This window comes from Actinoalloteichus sp. GBA129-24 (assembly GCF_001941645.1).
Taxonomy (GTDB): Bacteria; Actinomycetota; Actinomycetes; order Mycobacteriales; family Pseudonocardiaceae; genus Actinoalloteichus_A; species Actinoalloteichus_A fjordicus.
This window is the reverse complement of the sequence record NZ_CP016077.1, coordinates 6,644,471-6,663,402: the sequence shown is the minus strand read 5'-3', so window position 1 is coordinate 6,663,402 and position 18,932 is coordinate 6,644,471. Positions and strand designations below refer to the sequence as shown.

Genomic DNA, 18,932 nt, shown 5'->3' with positions numbered 1-18,932 from the left:
GCGATTCGGTTGACGAGCGAACCTCTTCGGTGCTTCGCGACATCGAGAGCGGACTGCCCGCGAAGTTCGCCTCGCTCGGGCTCACCTTCGACGACGTGCTCCTGCTGCCCGCGGAGTCCGACGTGATTCCCAGCGGAGTCGACACGAGCACACCGCTCTCCCGCAACGTCCGGCTGCGCATCCCCCTACTGTCCTCGGCGATGGACACCGTCACCGAGTCGCGGATGGCGATCGCGATGGCCAGGCAGGGCGGCATGGGTGTGCTGCACCGCAATCTGCCGGTCGAAGAGCAGGCTGCCCAGGTCGAGGTCGTCAAGCGGTCCGAGGCGGGGATGGTCACCGACCCCGTGACCTGCTCTCCGGAGGACTCCCTCGCCGAGGTCGACGCGCTGTGTGCTCGATTCCGCATCTCCGGCGTCCCCGTGACCGACCCGGACGGCACGCTCGTCGGCATCATCACGAATCGCGACATGCGCTTCGAGGTCGACTTCACCCGCCGAGTGCGTGAGGTGATGACCCCCGCGCCGCTGGTCAGCGCCCAGGTGGGCGTCACGGCCGAGGCCGCGCTCGGCCTGCTGCGCAGGCACAAGATCGAGAAACTGCCGATCGTCGACGGCGCGAACAAGCTGCGCGGACTGATCACCGTGAAGGACTTCGTCAAGACCGAGAAGTACCCGAACGCGACGAAGGACACCGACGGCAGGCTGCTCTGCGGCGCGGCGGTCGGCGTCGGCGCGGAGGCGCGGGAACGCTCGATGGCACTGGCCGACGCGGGCGTGGACGTGATCATCGTCGACACCGCGCACGGGCACTCGCGGGCCGTGGTCGACATGGTGGCGCTGCTCAAGCGGGAGCTCGGCGACACGGTCGACGTCATCGGCGGCAACGTCGCCACCCGCGCCGGGGCACAGGCCCTGGTCGACGCGGGCGCCGACGGCGTGAAGGTGGGCGTCGGCCCCGGCTCCATCTGCACCACGCGCGTGGTGGCCGGCGTCGGAGTCCCGCAGATCAGCGCGATCTACGAGGCCGACCTCGCGTGTCGCCCCGCAGGCGTCCCGGTGATCGGCGACGGCGGCATCCAGTACTCCGGCGACATCGCCAAGGCGATCGCCGCAGGTGCCAGCTCCGTGATGCTGGGCAGCCTGCTCGGCGGCACCGCCGAGGCGCCCGGCGAGCTCGTGCTGGTCAACGGCAAGCAGTACAAGACCTACCGGGGCATGGGCTCCCTGGCGGCGATGAGCTCGCGTGGTCCGTCGAAGTCCTACTCCAAGGACCGCTACTTCCAGGACGACGTCCTCTCGGACGAGAAGCTGGTTCCGCAGGGCATCGAGGGCCGGGTGCCGTTCCGGGGCCCGCTTGCGCAGGTCATCCATCAGCTCGTCGGCGGACTCTCCGCAGGCATGGGCTTCGCGGGTGCCCGCACCGTCGCGGAGCTCCAGGACGCTCAGCTCGTCCGGATCACCGCCGCCGGGCTTAAGGAGAGCCACCCCCACGACATCACCATGACGGTGGAGGCGCCGAACTACACCACGCACTGACGCCTCCTGTGATCATGGCGAGGACGTCGTCTGCTTCTCGGCCGCCGTCCGTCGGCAGCGGTGCGAGGCGTCGGGGCAGGCAGGCTCGAGCCGAGCCGGTCCGGATCTGCGGAGCTCCGAAGCGGCAGGCCGGTGTCGCCGAAGCGGCGGATGTGCGCTGGTGAGAGCCCGCTTCCGGCCGTGACGGCCTTCCCTGTCCGCCGCCCGAGCCGGGCGGCCCGACCCCCCGGGGTCGGCGCCGTCTGCCCGGCGCTTCACAATGGCTTCCTCTGCTGGAACGGCGTAGGGAGACAGACGTGCGGGATCAGGTGGAGATCGGTAGAGGACGTACCGCGATGCGTGCCTACGACCTCGACGACGTGGAGATCGTGCCGTCTCGTCGAACGCGCTCCTCCAAGGACGTGTCGCTGGGCTGGCAGATCGACGCCTACCGCTTCGGCATCCCGCTGGTGACCCATCCGACGGACGCCATCGTCTCGCCCGCCACCGCCGTGCGCGTCGGCGAGCTCGGCGGCCTGGCCGTCCTCAACGCCGAAGGGCTCTGGGCTCGGCACTCCGACGTCGAGGATGTCATGTTCCGGCTGGTCACCGCCGCCGAGGACGACGACGACCCCGCCGCTGCAGTGCGACTGCTCCAGGAGCTTCATGCGGCGCCGATCCGGCTGGACCTGCTCTCGCAGTCGATCAAGGAGATTCGCGAGTCCGGGGCGCACGTCGCGGTGCGGGTCAGCCCGCAGCACGCCGAGGAGCTGACGCCGGATCTGCTCGCGGCCGGGGTCGAGATCCTGGTGCTCCAGGGAACGATCATCTCCGCCGAGCACGTCGCCAGGGACGGTGAGCCGCTGAACCTCAAGCGCTTCATCGCCGAGTTGGACGTGCCGGTGATCGCGGGCGGCGTCGGCGACTACCGCACCGCCATGCACCTGATGCGCACCGGCGCCGCAGGCGTGATCGTCGGATTCGGCCACGCCACCAGCACCACGACGACGGAGGTCCTCGGCATCGGCGTCCCGATGGCCACGGCGATCGCCGACGCGGCCTCCGCGCGCCGGGACTACCTGGACGAGACCGGTGGCCGGTACGTGCACGTCCTCGCCGACGGCGGGATCAGCACCTCCGGCGACATCGCGAAGGCCATCGCCTGCGGTGCGGACGCGGTGATGCTCGGCGAGCCGCTCGCCCTGGCCAGCGAGGCGCCCGCGCAGGGCTACTACTGGACGTCCGCCGCCGCGCACCCCTCGCTGCCGCGCAGCGAGATCTTCCCGGTGCCCAGCACCGACTACGACCTGGAGACCCTGCTCTTCGGCCCGTCCTCCGACCCGCTGGGTACGGTGAACCTGTTCGGCGCGCTGCGTCGGGCGATGGCCAAGACCGGCTACTCCGATCTGAAGGAGTTCCAGAAGGTGGGCCTCACCGTCCGTCGGTGACGACCACGTTCGGCCTGCTGCGGTCGCCGGCGTCCGTCGGCTCCTCTCCAGGATCGGCGTCGCCCGGACCGCTGCGGCCGAACCTGCGGGCCTGCGGTCGCCCGACGGCGCGGCCGGGTCCCGCGCCTCGTCAGTAGACGACGCGGATGTTTCCGATCAACCGCTCGGTGCGCGATGCCACGGTTGAAATTCGTTCCGGCGAGGCTCATCTCGGCTGCGATGAGCCTCGCTGCGGGGCTGCGTGTGCCTCATCTGCTCAGAGGTCCATGCTCGGGCCAGGACTGTTCCTCAGGCTGTTCTTGCGGGCCGAGGCGTCGGCTGGTGGGAACAGCTGGAACCCCCCATGGGGGCCATGAGGACACCGACGGCAAGCCCGCGTGGAAGCCGTCGACCACGTTGGAACCCCTCGTAGGGACGATGAGGACCTGTTCGGCTACGAGGCCGGGCTAGAGCACACGCTGTTGGAACCCCTCATAGGGACGATGAGGACCCGAGAGTAAATCCGCGCCAGTCGGGGCCGGTGGTCGAGACTCACACCCCGTCGTCCTCGCCGAGACGCCGGATCATGGCGGCGATCCGCGCTCCGCGCAGCGCGGGCACGGCCGTGATGATCGGCAGCAGCAGGGGATATCGCTCACCTGCGGTCAGAGCTGCGAATCGGGCTGCTGCGGCAGGCGACGCCGTCAGCGCAGCGAGGACGTCTGCAGGCACCTCGACGGTGGCCGAACCCGGGTATGCCCGCTCCCACCGACCGTCGAGTCGTGCCCGCTCGATCTCCGCGTGTCCGCGAAGGCGCATGCGACCTTGTTCGATCAGAGAGCCGACGAGCCCGACATTCCGTTGCGACCAGATCGACCTGCGCCGTCGGGGTGTGAAGCGTTGCAGGAACGTCGCGTCGTCGCGCCCCTTTCGCTGCCCGTCGATCCACCCGCTGCAGAGTGCTTCATCCAGCGCCTGGGAGTAGGTCAGTGTCGTCGGTGCGACCGTCCCCTTCTTCGCCAGCACCAGCCACACCCCGTCCGAGACGTTCTCGTTCACCTCGAGCCAGGCCCGCCAGTCGGCCGCGTCCGGGATCACCAGCGGTTGTTCGTTCACGCGTTCATCCTTCTCGCAGACGATGGTCAGGTGATCCAACCCGGTCCGACGGGTCGGCGAGCCGCACCCCCGGGCGGTGCCGGCGAGACGACGTCAGGCCTGGGCGTGCTCAGCCGCGACGTCGAGGACCCAGGTGATACCGAAGCGATCGGTCAGCATCCCGAAGGCGGGCGCCCACTGAGCCGGGGCGTAGGCCTCGATGACGGTGGCGCCGTCCGCCAGCCGCTCCCACAGCGCGCCGACCTCCTCGACCGTCTCACCTCGGACGGAGAGGAAGAACGGCTCCTCGGTGAGGGTGACACCGTTCTCGCGGCGTGTGGTCGGCGCGCCCTCGGCGACAGGTGCGTCTTGACCGGGGACGTCGTAGGCCATGATCCGGAAGCCGTTGTCCGCGATGACCTGGCCGAACACCACCTTGTCCGCACCGGGCAGCTCGGCTGGCATGCCGAAGTCGCCGTAGGTGGCGGCGATGACCTGCCCGCCGAACACCGACTGGTAGAACCCCAGGGCCGCGCGGGCCTGCCCGCGGAAGTTCAGGTGGGCGACAGCATTGATCGACATGGTGATCCGGTCCTTCACACGTGGATGTCGTCGCTGGAGATCTCCGGCGACGAGACCCAATCTGTCACCCGTTCCGGTCAGGGAACGTCCGCTACTCGTGACAGTGTCGAAGACATGCCCACCGCCTCGTCGACGACGACCTCGTCTCGCCTGCTCGCCCTGCTGTCGTTGCTGCAGGTCCGCCGGGACTGGCCGGGGGAACAGCTGGCCCACCGGCTCGGTGTCAGCGACCGCACGGTGCGCCGCGACGTCGACCGTCTGCGCGAGCTCGGATATCCCGTCCAAGCGGTCCGGGGGCCCGAGGGCGGTTACCGGCTCGAGGCAGGCAGTGAACTGCCACCCCTGCTGTTCGACGACGAGCAGGTGGTCGCGCTCGCCGTGGCGTTGCGCATCGCGACCGTGACGGGAGCGGGCATCGAGGAGGCCGCCGCGCGCGCCCTCGCGACGGTGCGCCAGGTCCTGCCCGCCCGTCTGCGGCAGCGCGTCGACGCCCTGGAGGTCACGGCGATCGCGTTGGCAGGGCGGGGGGAGGACCCCCAGGTCGGCACCGACGTCCTGGTCGCGCTGAGCGCCGCCATCCGAGCCGGGGAGGAGGTGCGGTTCGACTACCGTTCGCCGGGACGGTCGGACGGTGCCGAAGCGCAGCCGCCTCGGCGGTTGGAGCCCCACCACCTCGTGGTCCACCACGGGCGCTGGTACCTCGTCGGCTGGGCCGCGGAACGCTTGGAATGGCGGATCTACCGCGCTGACCGGCTGACACTTCGCGTGCCGAACGGGCCCCGGTTCACCCCGCGAGAGGTGCCGGGCGGCAACGTGGCCGCCTTCCTCTCCGCCCGCTTCACAGGCTCCGAGGGCGCGAACGAATGGCCGTGTCAGGGCGAGGTGATCCTCGACCTGCCCGCCGCGCAGGTGGTTCCGTTCGCCGCCGACGGACTCGTCGAAGAACTCGGCCCCGCCCGAACCAGGCTGCTGATCGGCTCCTGGACCTGGGCCGCCCTGGCCGCCACGCTGGCACGGTTCGCTACGGAGATCGAAGTCGTCGGTCCGCCCGCGCTGCGAGACGCCTTCGCCGAGCTGTCCCGCCGCGCCGGCCGCACCGCAGGCCTCCCGGTGCCATAAGGCCCGCTCCGATCACCGGGCGTCGGCGTGGCGAGACCCCCCGATTCAGTTCCAGAGGCGAACCGCCCTCGGTCCTCGGCGATCTTCACCTGGCCATGGGTGCGGGTGCCGGCATCAACACGTATGTCCGGAATTCTGTCCAGGGGCAGGCTCGTCGTGCCGGAGAGCTTCGTGCCGACGGACTGCCGATTCTCGTGGACTGCGGTGCCGCCGATGAGTTCCTGCTTCATGACGGCGCAGTCCACCTGCACGAAGTCGTGACTGAGCTTGGCATCGCGCATTCGTTCCGACTCGTCGAAGGTGCCGGGCACGTCGGGCCGGAAGCGGCGTCACGAACCAAGGACGCGATTCGCTTCATCGGCGCCGCCGTCACGTCGCGTGGGCCCCGTCCCACCGTGGGCTCATCGAACAGGTAGAACAGGTCCGCGAGCGCGCTGCCGTGGGGCGAGGCGGCGGTAGGCGAATCCGCGCGTCGACACTGGTTCGAGACGGACCCCGTCGGCATGGATCGCCGCCTTCCATCGGGGCGGCGTGCCGGGCAGCCGCACTGCCCGGCCGCACCTCGGTACCGTCACCCCACTCTCACCGCCACCGCAGCCGGTTCCCCCTCGTGTTCCTGGCCAGGAACAGCGTCAGATACGCCTGGGCGGCCATGACCCCGATGCGGTGCTCGCGGCCGTAGTACGTGTTCTCTCCGTTGGCGCCGTAGGTGCGGCCGTCGGGGAAGCGGGACATCAGGTTCAGCTGGTCCTCGTTGTGCAGCCGCTCCCAGGTCGCCGCGGCCGGGTCGATGCCGGTGTCCTGGGCGGTGAGGTCGACCAGCAGATCGAAGTTGCCGAAGTAGAACGGGAAGTGTGTGCCCCAGTCGTTGCCCTCGGGGTAGTAGATCTCCGCCGATCCCGGTCGGTAGATCGTGCTGGTGCCCCCGTCCGGCAGCGGGAACGGCTTCTCCACCAGCGCGGCGTACGTCCGCGTGATGTTGTGCAGCGCGGCTCTCGGCGCCGCACGGTCGGCCAGGCCGAAGACGAAGCCCTGGTAGAGGCTCTGATCGAAGGAGACCATGTACAGCGGATGCAGGCGATCATGGTTCTGCAGGGTGCCGTCGTCGGCGATGTTCGTGCCCTGCAGCCAGCTCGACAGCCGGATGCCGTTGATCGTCTCGCCACTCGTGAGGTCCGCAGGGCAGGCGGCTCCCGCCACCAGGAGTTCGACGTTTCGGCGCCGCCAGCTCGCGGCGTCGGGGTGGTTCGGCATCATCACCGCCGCCAGAGAGAGCGCGGCTGCGCTCCAACTGTTCTCCTCCGCCTTGCTGTCGCCGGGGGTGACGACGGTGCCGTCGCGGCGCGTCATGTAGAGCTGGTCACCGCTGCCGCCGACGAGGTAGACGTCGTCTCCGGTGGTCAGCCGCTGTGCCTCCCAGACCAGCATCGCGACCAGATGCTCGCGCTCGGCGGTGTCCAGCTCCGCCCAGAACAGCCAGCCTGCCAGCGCGGTGTAGTAGGCCCATAGCGCGGTCTGCCAGCCACTGCCCCACCGCGTCGCGGGGTCGGCGTTGTTCGCCCGGTGCCGCGCGGCCAGAGTGCGGATGAGGTTTCGCGTTCGGATGGCGGCGTTGGCGGCGGACAGCGTCTGCGGGTCGTAGGTACCGGTGGTCAGCGCGGTGGCGGCGGACACGGCGGTCATGGCGGGCAGCCGGACGGCCCGCTCGTCGGTGCCCCGGAGATCGATATAGCCGTCCGGGAGATAGCGCGGGTACATTCCGGCGTACCAGGGTCCGATCAGATAGCGGGTGCTGCCTGCGAGAATCGTCGTCACCCGCTGCCCGGCGGTATCGGCCCCCGGATACGACCCCAGGTTCGGCCAGTCGATCGGGATGACGTCATTCTCGGCGGCCTCGGCGACAGCGGGCGCACCGAGCGCGGTCACGGCACCGAGTAGACCGGCGGTGCCGAGGAATCGGCGGCGGGAGAACGGGGGAAGTGCGGGCATACGGGCACTCCAATCGCGGGCCGAATGTCCGAGCGCAATCAATCATGGCAGCAGGGACGACAGGGCACAAGGGTCTAGACCATGAGGGGATTCCCGCTGCTCATGGCAGTTCTGGCAGCCGCTGAACAGCCGGCCGGTCAGCATCGTGACGTGCGGATAGGGCGCACGCCGTATCGCTGCCGAGATTCCCGAATTCCGCATCACCCGGCCGTCCGGACCGACGACGGTTCCGGCGATAATCCCGGCCGAGCGCGTCACCGACACCGGAGAACGAATTCGGGATGTTTCTCGTGCACCGACTGACTGGTGATTCCTGCCGATCTCGACCTGCCGGCATTGACGTTTCGAATCAGCGTCGAACAGCGTTCCTCGTTCCTCGTCGACGATGGACGGCGAGCACTCTCCGACGTCGATGCGGCGGACCTGTAACGTGCGCTGATGCGCGGAATCGAGGGTCAGCAAGCTCCCGAGCGAACCCGCCGCCTGCTGCGAATCGGCGCGGTCGCCGTGGCCAGCCTCCTGCTGGGAGGCTTGACCTTCTTCGCCCAGGGATGGTTACCGGAGTCATTCTCCTCCTTGGCCAACTCGGCCAGCGGGTGGGCGCTGCTGACCGCACTGATGGTCTTCGGTGCGCGGTTGACCGGGGTGACCGCGAGCATCGTCGGCGCGATCAGCTTCGTGCTGCTCGTGCTCGGTTACTCGCTGGCGGCGCAGCTCCAAGGCCTGTTCTACAGCCCCGTCCTGTTCGGCGTCATCGGCATCGTGGCCGGCCCCTTCGTCGGCATCGCCACCGCCTGGCTGCGTTCGTCATCGCAGTTGCGGGCCGCCGCCGGCGCCGCTCTGCTGTCGGGTATCGGGATCGGTGAGGGTGTCTACGGCCTGACCCAGGTCGCCGAGACCACGAGTCCGGTCTACTGGATCGTGATCACGGTGGCGGGGGCGGCCCTGCTGGCCGGGATGACCTTCCGGCGACTGCGCGAGCTGCGCGCACTCGCCGTCGCGGTGGTCGGCACCGCGGTCGTCGCGGCCGCCTTCAACGTCGCCTACCTCGCCGTGGGCTCCGTCGGCTCGATCGGCTGAGTCGGCTGCGGCTGGTCCCTCGCCCGCTGTGCCGGTGGAACCACGGCACCGTGGGCGGTGCTGCGGACTCGGTCGGGCGGCGCTTCAAGCCAGGGTGTCGCCGAGGGATTCCGACCGGAGTCAGCGAGTGATCGGCCCGATCGATGCCGCACCGACCAGCCGAAACCCGACCAGGCGGGGCCGGCCCGGCTCGGCCCGATCAGCTCAGATCGTCGGCGAAGACCGTGCGTCGTTCCACGGTGAACTCGCGCATCAACCGGTGCAGCGCCGCGCGATCCGGCGCCTCGACGTCGGCGCCCCGCTCGTGTCTGGCCTCCACGGCGGGCACGTCCCCGATCACCAGTTCGTCGGCGGCCAACGCCGTGCCTGCCCGCAGGACGGCGTGGCGATCACGGGTGAACACCGATGCCCGGCCGCCGGGCAGCGAGTCCTCGATCTGGCCGAGCGCCGCGTCCAGCCCGGCCGCCGCCGAGACGACGAGCACCGGCCCGAACGCCTCCTCCCGCCACAGCCTGGCCGTCGTCGACGCCCCCACCAGCACCGTCGGTTCGACGGTGGTGCCGGAACGGTTCCCGCCGACGAGCACCTCGGCGCCGGTCTCGACGGCCTCCGTGATCCAGTTGCCGACCCGGATCGAGGCGGCCTGGTCGATCAGCGGACCCACCTGAACCTCGGGATCGTGCGGGTCGCCGGTGCGCAGTTCGCCCACGGCCGCCGTCAGCCGCGGCAGGAAGTCCGCCAGCACCGACTCGTCGACCACCACCCGCTGCACCGCCTCGGCGGACTGGCCTGCCTGGTGATTGCCGAACTCCGCGATGCGGCGGGCTGCCAGGTCGAGATCGGCAGGCGCCGACCAGTCGGCACACACCAGGGCCGTCGTGACGCCGCCGAGTTCGAGCACGAGATGTCGATCGGCCACGACCCGGCGCAGGATCGCGGCGGTGTGGCGGGAGCCGGTCAGCGAGACCACGGCGGCCCGCTCGTCACCCGCGAGCGCCTGCGCGGCCTCGTCGTCCAGCGGCAGCACGGAGAACGCGCCCTCCGGGAGGTCCGCCTCGGCCAGCAGCTCCCCGAGCATCAGGGCCGACAGCGGAGTGCGCAGCGGGGGCTTGACCAGCACGGGAGCGCCGACGGCGAGGGCAGCGGCCACCTGTCGCGTCGCCGTGTACAACGGATAGTCGACCGAGGTGAGCGCCAGGACCGGGCCGCGCGGGACCCGCCTGCTCGACGCGCCCGTCGCCCACCGGTCCGCCTCGCCGCCGCCCGCGTCGACCGAGGAGGCGGCCAGCCGGAACACCGAGGCGGCCCTGGCGGCCTCCAGCTCGGCCCACCGCAGCGGCTTGCCGTTCTCGGCCGTGATGATCTCGGCGAACTCCTCGGCGCGGTCGGTCAGGCCGTGCGCCAGTGCCGCCAGCGTCGTGGACACCGCCCGGCGGGAGCGCGTCGCGATCTCGCCGCGCACGGCAGCTGCCCCCCGCACCGCGCGCCAGACCTGGTCGGAGTCCGGTACGCAGACGGTCGCCACCTCCGTCTCGTCGTAGGGGTGGCGGACCTCCTGCCTGCCGTCGCCCGACTCCGGTCTCCCCGCGATCCAGCAGGGGCGCGGGGTAGGGGTGAAGGCGTCCACTCCGCCGTCTTGGCTGTTCGTGATGTCCACTGCGACACCGTATGCGGACGATCTTGCGGCGCGGGCGGACCTCGGGTCGGTGTGGCCTGAGACTCACCCGGCTGAGGGAAGCCGACGCCGCTGGTCGGCCGAGCTGTCTCACCTGGGACGATGTGCGGGTCACCCGAGGTCTCGTCCGTCTTCAGGAGGTTCGCCAGTGCCCAGCAGTGCGAAGGGGCCGGTACTCGTCGTCGACTTCGGCGCGCAGTACGCCCAGCTCATCGCACGCCGCGTCCGAGAGGCGCAGGTGTACTCCGAGGTGGTGCCGCACTCGTCGTCGACGGCGGAGCTGCTCGCCCGCGACCCGGCCGCCGTGGTGCTCTCCGGCGGACCGTCCAGCGTCTACGCCGACGGCGCGCCCGGGTTCGACCCGGAGCTGTTGTCGTCCGGCGTGCCGGTGTTCGGCATCTGTTACGGCTTCCAGGTCATGGCCCAGGCCCTCGGCGGCACGGTGGAACAGACCGGCACCCGCGAGTACGGGCGGACCGATCTTGATCTGGAGTCGACCAAGGGCGTCCTGCACACCGACCTGCCCGGCCACCACCCGGTGTGGATGAGCCACGGCGACGCGGTGACGAAGGCGCCGGAGGGCTTCGCGGTCACCGCGACCAGCGCGGGGGCCCCCGTCGCGGCCTTCGAGGACGTCGAGCGCAGGCTCGCGGGCGTGCAGTACCACCCCGAGGTGGCGCACTCCCCGCACGGACAAGAGGTGCTGCGGCGGTTCCTGCGCGACATCGCGGGCCTCGGCCCGGCGTGGACCACCGCGTCGATCGTCGACGACCAGGTCGCCTTGATCCGCGACCAGGTCGGCTCCGGCCGGGTCATCTGCGCCCTGTCTGGCGGCGTGGACTCCGCCGTCGCCGCGGCGCTGGTGCAGCGGGCCGTCGGCGACCAGCTCACCTGTGTGTTCGTCGATCACGGCCTGTTGCGGGCGGGTGAGCGGGCCCAGGTGGAGCGGGACTTCGTCGGCGCGACCGGCGTCCGGCTGGTCACCGTCGACGCGAAAGAGCGTTTCCTCGCCGCCCTGGCAGGCGTGACCGACCCCGAGCAGAAGCGCAAGATCATCGGCCGGGAGTTCATCCGGGTGTTCGAGCAGGCGGCCCGTGATCTCCAGGCCGAGGCCGGGGAGCACGGCGAAGAGGTCGAGTTCCTCGTGCAGGGCACGCTGTACCCGGATGTGGTGGAGTCCGGCGGCGGCACCGGCACCGCCAACATCAAGAGCCACCACAACGTGGGCGGGCTGCCGGACGATCTGCGGTTCGGCCTGGTCGAGCCCCTGCGAGCCCTGTTCAAGGACGAGGTCCGTCGGGTCGGACTCGAGCTGGGGCTGCCGGAGACCATCGTGCAGCGTCAGCCGTTCCCCGGCCCCGGCCTCGGTATTCGGATCATCGGCGAGGTGACGGCCGAGCGGCTGGAGACCCTGCGTGCCGCAGACGCCATCGCCCGCGAGGAGCTGACCGCCGCAGGCCTGGATCGGGAGATCTGGCAGTGCCCGGTGGTGCTGCTGGCCGACGTCCGCTCGGTCGGGGTGCAGGGCGACGGTCGCACCTACGGTCACCCGATCGTGCTGCGCCCGGTGTCGAGCGAGGACGCCATGACGGCCGACTGGACCCGGCTGCCCTACGAGGTCCTGGAACGAATCTCCACCCGCATCACCAACGAGGTTGCCGAGGTGAACCGGGTCACGCTGGACGTCACCAGCAAGCCGCCGGGCACCATCGAGTGGGAGTGACCGTCGCTCGTGGCGACGAGCCCGCCGGGCAGGTCGATCAGCGATCGGCGTGTATGACCGAGGACTCGGGGTGCGCGGCGGGCTCGGGTGTGCGCGGGCCTCGACCCGCGCCGTCCGGCCGTGTCACGCCGATCCTCGCCGCACCAGGTGCACCGGCAGGACCTCGCGGCCGGGCGGGACGTCCTCGCCCGCGATCAGCCGGGTGAGCAGGTGCACCATCCGGCGGACCTGCTCCTGGGCGTCCTGCGCGACGGTGGTCAGCGGCGGACTGGTGTGCGGGGCGACGGCGGGCTGATCGTCGAATCCGACGACGGCGACGTCCTCCGGCACCCGTCGGCCTGCCTTGCGCAGCGCATCGATCGCACCCGCTGCCATCAGGTCGCTGGCGGCGAACACGCCGTCGAGATCGGGAACCCGGTTCAGCAGCGTGCGCATGGCCTGCTCGCCGCCCTCCCGGGCGAAGTGACCTGACTCCGTGCGCAGGTCCGTCGTCGCCTCGTCCGCCCCGGTCGCCAGCCGCCAGCCGTCGAGCCGGTCGATGGCGGCATGCTCGTCCAGCGGCCCGGTGACGCTGACGATCCGTCGCCGTCCGAGATCCATGAGGTGTCGGCCTGCGAGCCTGCCGCCCTCCCGGTTGTCGGTGTCCACCAGGTGCAACCGGTGGCCGCCCGCCCACGGCCTGCCGCCGAAGACGGTCGGAATCGGCAGGGCTGACATGGCCGAGGGCAGCGGATCACCGCGATGCGGCGTGAACAGCAGCGCGCCGTCGACGTGCCCGCCCAACAGGAACCGCTCGGTGCGTGCCTCGTCCTCCGGCGAGTGGACCAGCATCAACACCATGGCCGCGTCGAGTTCGCCCAGCCTGCCTGCTGCGGCGCGCACGACGGTGGCGAACCGAGGATCGTCGAAGATCTTCGACTCCGGCTCCGAGATCACCACGGCGACCGCGCCGGTCCGCCGGGTCACGAGCGTCCTGGCCGCGCGATTGGGCACATAGCCCAGCTCCCTGATGGCGGAGTACACCGACTCCTTGGCCTCCGGGCTCACCCTCGGCGAGTCGTTGACCACCCTGGACACGGTCGCCCGTGAGACGCCCGCCAGCGCGGCGACATCCTCCAGCGTGGGTCGATGCTCCCCCTGCGTCTGTGTCGACACCGCTCCCCGCACCTCCCCGGGAAGACTACTAGTGCCGATCCGCTCGCCGAGTTCCCGCTGAAGACGGCGGTGCGCCTCGATGCGGGTCATCGCTCCTTCCGGCGGCCGGGCCGCGTGATCAGTCCTCCCGACGTGACCGGAGCGAGCCTGCCAACAGCGCCAGGCCGATGGTGACCGCCCCGGCGGCCAGGACCCACCGCAGGTTCAGCAGCGGGAGCCAGTCGTTGCCGTCGGAGAACGTGTACGCGGCGATCAGCAGCGCGATCACGCCGCCGATCAACGTCAGCAGATCCATCGGGCCGCGACGCCGCACTGCCTTCTGCTTGTCGGCACGCTCAGCCACGCCTGACCTCCAACTGTCCCGCACCCATGTACATGTCGAGTTCCAACACTCCGCTGTCGGAGTTCTCCGGGATGCTCGTGACGCTCGTCGTCGCCCGGTCGTAGTGATCCTGATCCAGGCAGGACGATCTGCCGAGCCGCGTCTCGCAGTTCGCTCGAACCGGCAGGTCCGGCGGCACGATCACCTCGATGTCGCCGCCGAGGTTGACGACGACGCTGCTGTGCAGGGTCTCCCCTTCGGGGATCTCCAGCTCGGTGAGGTCGAGCAGGATCACGCCTGCCGAGAGCCGGTAGGACTCCTGGAGCTGACCCGGATCGGTCACGCGAAGCTCCTGGGCGCCCGCGCCGTGCCAGCCGCCGGTCTCGTGCAGCGGCACCAGCCCGAGCATGAACGTGAGCGCGGCGACCGGGGTCGTGAGCCAGATCAGTCCTCGGCCGCCGCTGCGGACGGCGCCGAGCACCATGCCGGTGCCGAGCACGGCGAGGACCAGTGCCAGCAGCCGAGGTGGTGTCAGCCAGCTTCCCGGCTCCATGAGCGGCAGGCCCGCCGCGAAGGTCAGCAGCGCCAGCGCCACGGTCACCGGGGTGATCCGGGACCGGACCCGGCGCCGGGGTTCCGGCTCCGGCTGTTCCGCCGGCTGGTGGCCGACCGGATCGGGCAGGTCCCAGGCGAACGGTGCGACGCCCAGCGGATCCCAGGCGGGGGGTGTCGGCTCCTCGTAGGGTCCGTACTCGGCGTCTTCCTCGGCGGTCGAATCCGGACTCGGCCTGCCCGCAGCGGCGGTCGACAGGTCCGTGGTCGAGTCGATGTCCGTGTTCGAGCCGGGGTTCGTCCTGGGCGCCGTCGTCGTGCCGCCTGCGCGGCCGAACGCCATGGTGCGTGCCTCGGTGGGCGCACCGTCGCCTCGGGTCTGCGGCTCGTCGGGCAGCCCGAAGGCGGCGGGATTCTCGGTCTCCGGCCAGTTGATCGTGCGCGGCGTGGTGTGTCCTCGGTTCAGGTGCAGCAGATAGAGCGCCACACCCGAGCCGCCGAGGCAGACCGCGCTGTTGAACGTGCCGTTCAGCACCCATTGGACGACGGGGACCATCGCGATGCCCAGCAGTGCGGGCAGCACCACCGTCGACAGCTGTCCCGCCGACTGGTCGCGGCCTCGACCCGCCAGCGCCTCAGCCGGGGAGGACAGCTCGTTCTCCTGACGCAGCAGCAGCCAGCCGAGCAGGTAGATCAGCACACCGCAGCCACCCCAGAACGAGGTCACCACGAGGACGACCCGGACCAGCGTGGGGTCGAGGTCGTACCGGCGGGCGATCCCGACGGCCACGCCCGCGATCTTGCGTCCCTCGCCGAGCCGGACGGGGCGAGTCCGCCAGATGTCCTTGATCGTCTCCTCGAAGCGCGGTCCGGTGGTCGAGGTCGCCCCGTTCGGTTGCCCCTGGCCTGCTGCGTCCATCCCATCCCACCGTTCGCACCGTCTCGAGTTGCCTGTCGTTCGTGTTCTCCACCGACGGAGACTGTTCCTCGACGTCCGGTCGATCAACGCCGCCGCCGGTGTCAGGCCGTCGTCCCTCCGTCAGGACTGCCGCCAGTCCGCCACGTCAGAACGGAACAGCCCGGCGGCTCGCCTGTCCCAGCATGACCTGATCCGCGACCCACGCCATCGGGGTTACCCCTGAGCCCTGCCCTCGCCACGGCGTGCCCGCGTCCGGGTCGCTCCCTGATGACGTCCGCCGCGCAGGCGTGTGACGATGTCATCGTGGCAGTACAGGCTGATCGCGAGGGGAGGCAGCCCGTGCCGGACGACGCTCCGGTGGACGACGCACATCGCATCACGCAGCGGGTGGCTCCGGCCCGGAGAGACCCGCGCGTCGGGGGCGCGGGAGGCGAGAACACGCCGAGACCCACCCTGCGTCGGCGTCGATCCTCGCGGGTGGTCGCCGGGGTCGCGGGCGGGCTGGCCGACCATCTGAAGGTCGACGTGCTCTGGGTCCGGGTCGTCATCACCCTGTTGGCCGGGGTGGACGGGCTGGGTGTCGTGCTCTACGCCGCACTCTGGGCCCTGGTGCCGCAGCGTCCGGTCGACGTCCCGGAAGCGGTGAACTCCCGGCAGCGCACCCAGGCGCTTGGTCTGGTGGTGCTCGGCTTCGGTCTGGTCGTGGCGACCACGTCGTTCGGCAGCGGCTGGAGCGGACGGCTGTTCTTCCCCGCCTCGGTGGGTCTGATCGGCGCCTTCCTGGTGTGGCGGGAGGCCGACGAGACTCAGCGTCGGCGCTGGGCGCAGGGCGCCAGGACGGGCGTCGCCGAGGTCTTCATCGGCAACGGCGGTCGCGGTGCGGTCGTCCGCAGCCTGACCGGGGCCGGACTGGTGCTCACCGGCATCATCGTGCTGCTGGCCAACAGCCTGTCGTTGGCGCGACTCCAGTTCGCCCTGCTGTCGGTGATCGTCACGCTGGTGGGCGCGGCCGTGCTCACCCTGCCCTGGTGGCTGCGGCTGGTCCGGGATCTGGATGAGGAGCGCCGGGTGCGCATCCGCACGGAGGAGCGTGCCGAGATCGCCGCCCACCTGCACGACTCGGTGCTCCAGACCCTGGCCTTGATCCAGAAGCAGGCGGAGAACGACAAAGAGGTGCGCAGGCTCGCCCGGAGTCAGGAACGACAGCTCCGTACCTGGTTGTACGGCGCGACCGGCTACGGCGGATCGAGCAGGGCGAGTGCGGAGCCGGACGCGGAGGCGTCGCCCTCGGCAGGCGAGCCCGCCTCGGCCCGCACGTTGGCGGCGCTGATCAGCGAGGTGTGCGGCGAGGTCGAGGACACCTTCGCCATCAAGGTGCAGCAGGTCGTGGTCGGTGACTGCGAGGTGGACGACCGGGTGCTGGCCGCCGTCTGGGCGGCCAGGGAGGCGATGGTCAACGCCGCGAAACACGCCGAGGTCGGCGAGGTGAGCGTGTTCGTCGAGGTGGAGCCCGCTCAGGTCGAGTTGTTCGTCCGAGATCGAGGCAAGGGTTTCGACACCTCCACCGTTCCCGGGGACCGGCATGGCCTGGCGGACTCGATTCACGGCAGGATGGAGCGTCACGGGGGAACGGTGCGACTGCGCACGGCTCCCGGCGAGGGCACCGAGGTCGCATTGCGGCTGCCACGCACCGCAGACAAGCGCTGATGCGAAAGAGGACGTGACGGGTGAGGGACATCGAGTGAACAACACCGAGGACACTGCGGCGCAGGCCCGGCCGGTCCGGGTCTTCCTGGTCGACGACCACGCGCTGTTCCGCACCGGAGCCAAGGCCGAACTGACGAACGCCACGGGCGTGATCGAGGTGATCGGCGAGGCGGGTTCGGTGGGCGAGGCGGTGGCGGGCATCGGGCACTTCCAGCCCGACGTGGTCCTGCTCGACGTCCACATGCCCGACGGCGGCGGCGCCGAGGTGTTGCGCCGGGTTCGCAAGTCCCACCCGGACGTGGTGTTCCTGGCGCTGTCGGTCTCGGATGCCGCAGAAGACGTCATCGCCGTGATCCGGGCGGGTGCGCGGGGCTATGTCACCAAGACGATCTCGGCCCGCGAGCTGGTGGACGCGGTCGTGCGGGTGCATCACGGCGACGCGGTCTTCTCGCCCCGGCTGGCGGGCTTCGTGCTCGACGCCTTCGCCGACCGGCCGGGGGCCGCGCCGATCAACGACCCGGAACTCGATCTGCTCACTCCGAGGGAACGGGACGTCCTGCGCCTGCTGGCCAGGGGCTATGCCTACAAGGAGATCGCTGCCGAGCTGTTCATCTCGGTGAAGACGGTGGAGACCCACGTCTCCAGCGTGTTGCGCAAGACCCAGCTCTCCAACCGCTACGAGCTGTCTCGCTGGGCGACGGACCGCAGACTGATCTGAGCGGCGGTCGGCGTATCCCGGTCGGGCCCGGCCGAACCGGCGCGGAGCCGAGCCGAGGCCAGACCGGAACGTGCGGTGGCGGAACCCCTCGACGCCGCCCGATCTGGTGGGCGGCGTCGATCCGGTCTGATCAGCAGGGTGTGTGCTGTCGATCTGCCACGCGCGACTCGGGCTGCGCAGGCTCGGCGCGAAGCGGTTGAGCTGCGGTGTCCGGCTGGACTGCGGTGGCCGTTCCCGTCGCGGCGTCCGCCGAGGTGGGGCGGGCCGCCTGCGTCGGTGCTGCCCCCGGCGTGGCGTCGTACTCGGGCGAGGCATCCAGGGCGGCGCCTGCCGCGACCGCGGTGCCTGCTGTGAGGGCGGTGCCTGCCGCGACCGCCGCGGCCTGCCGGACCGTCCCCTGCTCCTGCCGACCGCGATGCCGGGTCAGCGCGACCCCCAGCAAGATCACCGCCATGCCTGCCCACTGGAAGGCGGCAAGGCGCTCGTCGAGGAGGACGACGCCGAGCAGCACGGACACCAGCGGCAGCAGGTAGCCGACGGTGGACGCGGCCGCGCCGCCTTCGTCGGCGATCAGTCGATGGTTCAGCACGAAGGCCACCCCGGTGCCCAGCACGCCGAGGACGAGGATCGCCAGTACCGGGCCGAGCGCAGGCTCGATCGGCTGGGTGCCGAAGAAGGGCATCGCGACGATCGCCAGGCCGCTGCCCGCGATGAGCTGCATGCAGGCGAGACCTGCGGGAGCGAGCCCGCGCCCGCTGAGGAAACGCTCGACATAGATGTAGCCGACGGCGTAGCTCACGGCGGCGGCCAGGCACAGTGCGGCGCCGAGCAGATGCACTTCGCCCTGCTGCCACGGCGCCAGCAACAGGACGACGCCGACGAAGCCCAGCAGCACACCGAGGACGTTCCAGCCGGTCACGCGCCGCCTGCGTCCGACGGCCACCGCGAGGGCCAGCGCCCACAGCGGGGTGGTCGCGTTGAGCACGCCGCTCAGCCCGACGTCCACCGTCTGGCCTGCGACGGCGAACAGCGTGAACGGCAGCGTGTTCGCGAAGAGTGCGGCGCCCGCGACGACGAGCCAGAGGCGAGGCTCGCGCGGCAGGGTGATGCGGCGTACCGCGCACACCCCCACCAGCACCGCCGCGCCGAGGACCAGCCGCAGCAGCGTGATCTGCGCGGGGGAGAACGAGCCGAGCGCGATCTTCATGAAGAGGAAGCTTGACCCGAACAGACTCGCCAGCGCCGCCATGCGGACCAGACTTGCCCCGCTACTCACCATGATCGTCGGCCTCGCTCTCGGTCCTCGTCGACGACATGTCGACACCGCCACTCTCCGGAGAACAACAGGTCAG

Annotated in this window: 16 protein-coding genes; 7 read left to right on the top strand and 9 right to left on the bottom strand. The window is 70.7% G+C overall.

The window, feature by feature from the left end:
• Nucleotides 1-29 precede the first annotated feature (29 nt).
• Complete coding sequence (gene guaB, locus UA75_RS28595) at nt 30-1,538, top strand: IMP dehydrogenase (protein WP_075742878.1); 1,509 nt, start codon at nt 30-32, stop codon at nt 1,536-1,538.
• Nucleotides 1,539-1,834: 296 nt separating this feature from the next.
• Nucleotides 1,835-2,965 carry a GuaB3 family IMP dehydrogenase-related protein gene (locus tag UA75_RS28590; protein WP_075742877.1) on the top strand — a complete coding sequence of 377 codons (1,131 nt, stop codon included), beginning with the start codon at nt 1,835-1,837 and terminating at the stop codon, nt 2,963-2,965.
• Between the two features lie 531 nt (nt 2,966-3,496).
• Here UA75_RS28590 and UA75_RS28585 read toward each other — a convergent pair.
• Nucleotides 3,497-4,060, bottom strand: coding sequence for a YdeI/OmpD-associated family protein (locus UA75_RS28585; RefSeq protein ID WP_083684176.1), 564 nt, complete (start codon nt 4,058-4,060; stop codon nt 3,497-3,499).
• 93 nt (nt 4,061-4,153) lie between these two features.
• Nucleotides 4,154-4,621 (bottom strand): VOC family protein, encoded by a 468-nt coding sequence (locus tag UA75_RS28580; RefSeq protein ID WP_075744323.1) that lies wholly within the window; start codon nt 4,619-4,621, stop codon nt 4,154-4,156.
• A 114-nt stretch (nt 4,622-4,735) separates the two neighbouring features.
• Between UA75_RS28580 and UA75_RS28575 the strand changes: the two genes are divergently transcribed.
• Nucleotides 4,736-5,740, top strand: a complete 1,005-nt coding sequence (locus UA75_RS28575) for a helix-turn-helix transcriptional regulator (protein WP_075744322.1) — start codon at nt 4,736-4,738, stop codon at nt 5,738-5,740.
• A 582-nt stretch (nt 5,741-6,322) separates the two neighbouring features.
• Here the strand turns inward: UA75_RS28575 and UA75_RS28565 are convergent.
• Together UA75_RS28565 and UA75_RS33535 are read right to left on the bottom strand one after the other, a co-directional pair.
• Nucleotides 6,323-7,729 carry a hypothetical protein gene (locus UA75_RS28565; protein WP_075742875.1) on the bottom strand — a complete coding sequence of 469 codons (1,407 nt, stop codon included), beginning with the start codon at nt 7,727-7,729 and terminating at the stop codon, nt 6,323-6,325.
• A 42-nt stretch (nt 7,730-7,771) separates the two neighbouring features.
• The gene (locus tag UA75_RS33535) at nt 7,772-8,191 is read right to left on the bottom strand and encodes a hypothetical protein (RefSeq protein WP_157434482.1); all 420 of its coding nucleotides are present in this window, start codon (nt 8,189-8,191) and stop codon (nt 7,772-7,774) included.
• Here UA75_RS33535 and UA75_RS28560 point away from each other — a divergent pair.
• Nucleotides 8,168-8,809, top strand: coding sequence for a DUF6518 family protein (locus UA75_RS28560; protein ID WP_075742874.1), 642 nt, complete (start codon nt 8,168-8,170; stop codon nt 8,807-8,809). The genes UA75_RS33535 and UA75_RS28560 overlap by 24 nt on opposite strands.
• Nucleotides 8,810-9,008: 199 nt before the next feature.
• Here UA75_RS28560 and UA75_RS28555 read toward each other — a convergent pair whose 3' ends face one another.
• A complete protein-coding gene (locus UA75_RS28555) occupies nt 9,009-10,466 on the bottom strand; it encodes an aldehyde dehydrogenase family protein (protein WP_157434481.1) in 1,458 nt (485 codons plus the stop codon).
• 166 nt (nt 10,467-10,632) lie between these two features.
• Between UA75_RS28555 and guaA the strand changes: the two genes are divergently transcribed.
• Nucleotides 10,633-12,207, top strand: a complete 1,575-nt coding sequence (guaA, locus tag UA75_RS28550; protein WP_075742873.1) for a glutamine-hydrolyzing GMP synthase — start codon at nt 10,633-10,635, stop codon at nt 12,205-12,207.
• 123 nt (nt 12,208-12,330) lie between these two features.
• Here guaA and UA75_RS28545 read toward each other — a convergent pair whose 3' ends face one another.
• Genes UA75_RS28545 through UA75_RS28535 form a run of 3 tightly spaced genes read right to left on the bottom strand, consistent with a single transcriptional unit; the run spans nt 12,331 to nt 15,155 of the window.
• A complete protein-coding gene (locus UA75_RS28545; RefSeq protein WP_083683732.1) occupies nt 12,331-13,452 on the bottom strand; it encodes a LacI family DNA-binding transcriptional regulator in 1,122 nt (373 codons plus the stop codon).
• Between the two features lie 28 nt (nt 13,453-13,480).
• Nucleotides 13,481-13,705: a hypothetical protein gene (locus UA75_RS28540; protein WP_075742872.1), complete on the bottom strand. Its 225-nt coding sequence runs from the start codon at nt 13,703-13,705 to the stop codon at nt 13,481-13,483.
• A complete protein-coding gene (locus UA75_RS28535; protein ID WP_075742871.1) occupies nt 13,698-15,155 on the bottom strand; it encodes a PspC domain-containing protein in 1,458 nt (485 codons plus the stop codon). The genes UA75_RS28540 and UA75_RS28535 overlap by 8 nt, the downstream gene beginning before the upstream one ends.
• 303 nt (nt 15,156-15,458) lie before the next feature.
• On the opposite strand from UA75_RS28535, the gene UA75_RS28530 reads away from it, so the two are divergent.
• Nucleotides 15,459-16,862, top strand: a complete 1,404-nt coding sequence (locus UA75_RS28530; RefSeq protein WP_075742870.1) for a PspC domain-containing protein — start codon at nt 15,459-15,461, stop codon at nt 16,860-16,862.
• A gap of 34 nt (nt 16,863-16,896) precedes the next feature.
• A complete protein-coding gene (locus UA75_RS28525; RefSeq protein WP_075742869.1) occupies nt 16,897-17,580 on the top strand; it encodes a response regulator in 684 nt (227 codons plus the stop codon).
• Between the two features lie 130 nt (nt 17,581-17,710).
• Here UA75_RS28525 and UA75_RS28520 read toward each other — a convergent pair whose 3' ends face one another.
• Nucleotides 17,711-18,859, bottom strand: coding sequence for a DMT family transporter (locus tag UA75_RS28520; protein WP_083683728.1), 1,149 nt, complete (start codon nt 18,857-18,859; stop codon nt 17,711-17,713).
• Nucleotides 18,860-18,932 lie beyond the last annotated feature (73 nt).

What these genes read in the sequence shown, in the direction of transcription:
- UA75_RS28545 (WP_083683732.1), bottom strand. Translation starts at nt 13,452, where the DNA reads ATGACCCGCATCGAGGCGCACCGCCGTCTTCAGCGGGAACTCGGCGAG.
- UA75_RS28575 (WP_075744322.1), top strand. Translation starts at nt 4,736, where the DNA reads ATGCCCACCGCCTCGTCGACGACGACCTCGTCTCGCCTGCTCGCCCTG.
- UA75_RS28565 (WP_075742875.1), bottom strand. Translation starts at nt 7,729, where the DNA reads ATGCCCGCACTTCCCCCGTTCTCCCGCCGCCGATTCCTCGGCACCGCC.
- UA75_RS28535 (WP_075742871.1), bottom strand. Translation starts at nt 15,155, where the DNA reads ATGGACGCAGCAGGCCAGGGGCAACCGAACGGGGCGACCTCGACCACC.
- UA75_RS28520 (WP_083683728.1), bottom strand. Translation starts at nt 18,859, where the DNA reads ATGGTGAGTAGCGGGGCAAGTCTGGTCCGCATGGCGGCGCTGGCGAGT.
- UA75_RS28560 (WP_075742874.1), top strand. Translation starts at nt 8,168, where the DNA reads ATGCGCGGAATCGAGGGTCAGCAAGCTCCCGAGCGAACCCGCCGCCTG.
- UA75_RS28580 (WP_075744323.1), bottom strand. Translation starts at nt 4,621, where the DNA reads ATGTCGATCAATGCTGTCGCCCACCTGAACTTCCGCGGGCAGGCCCGC.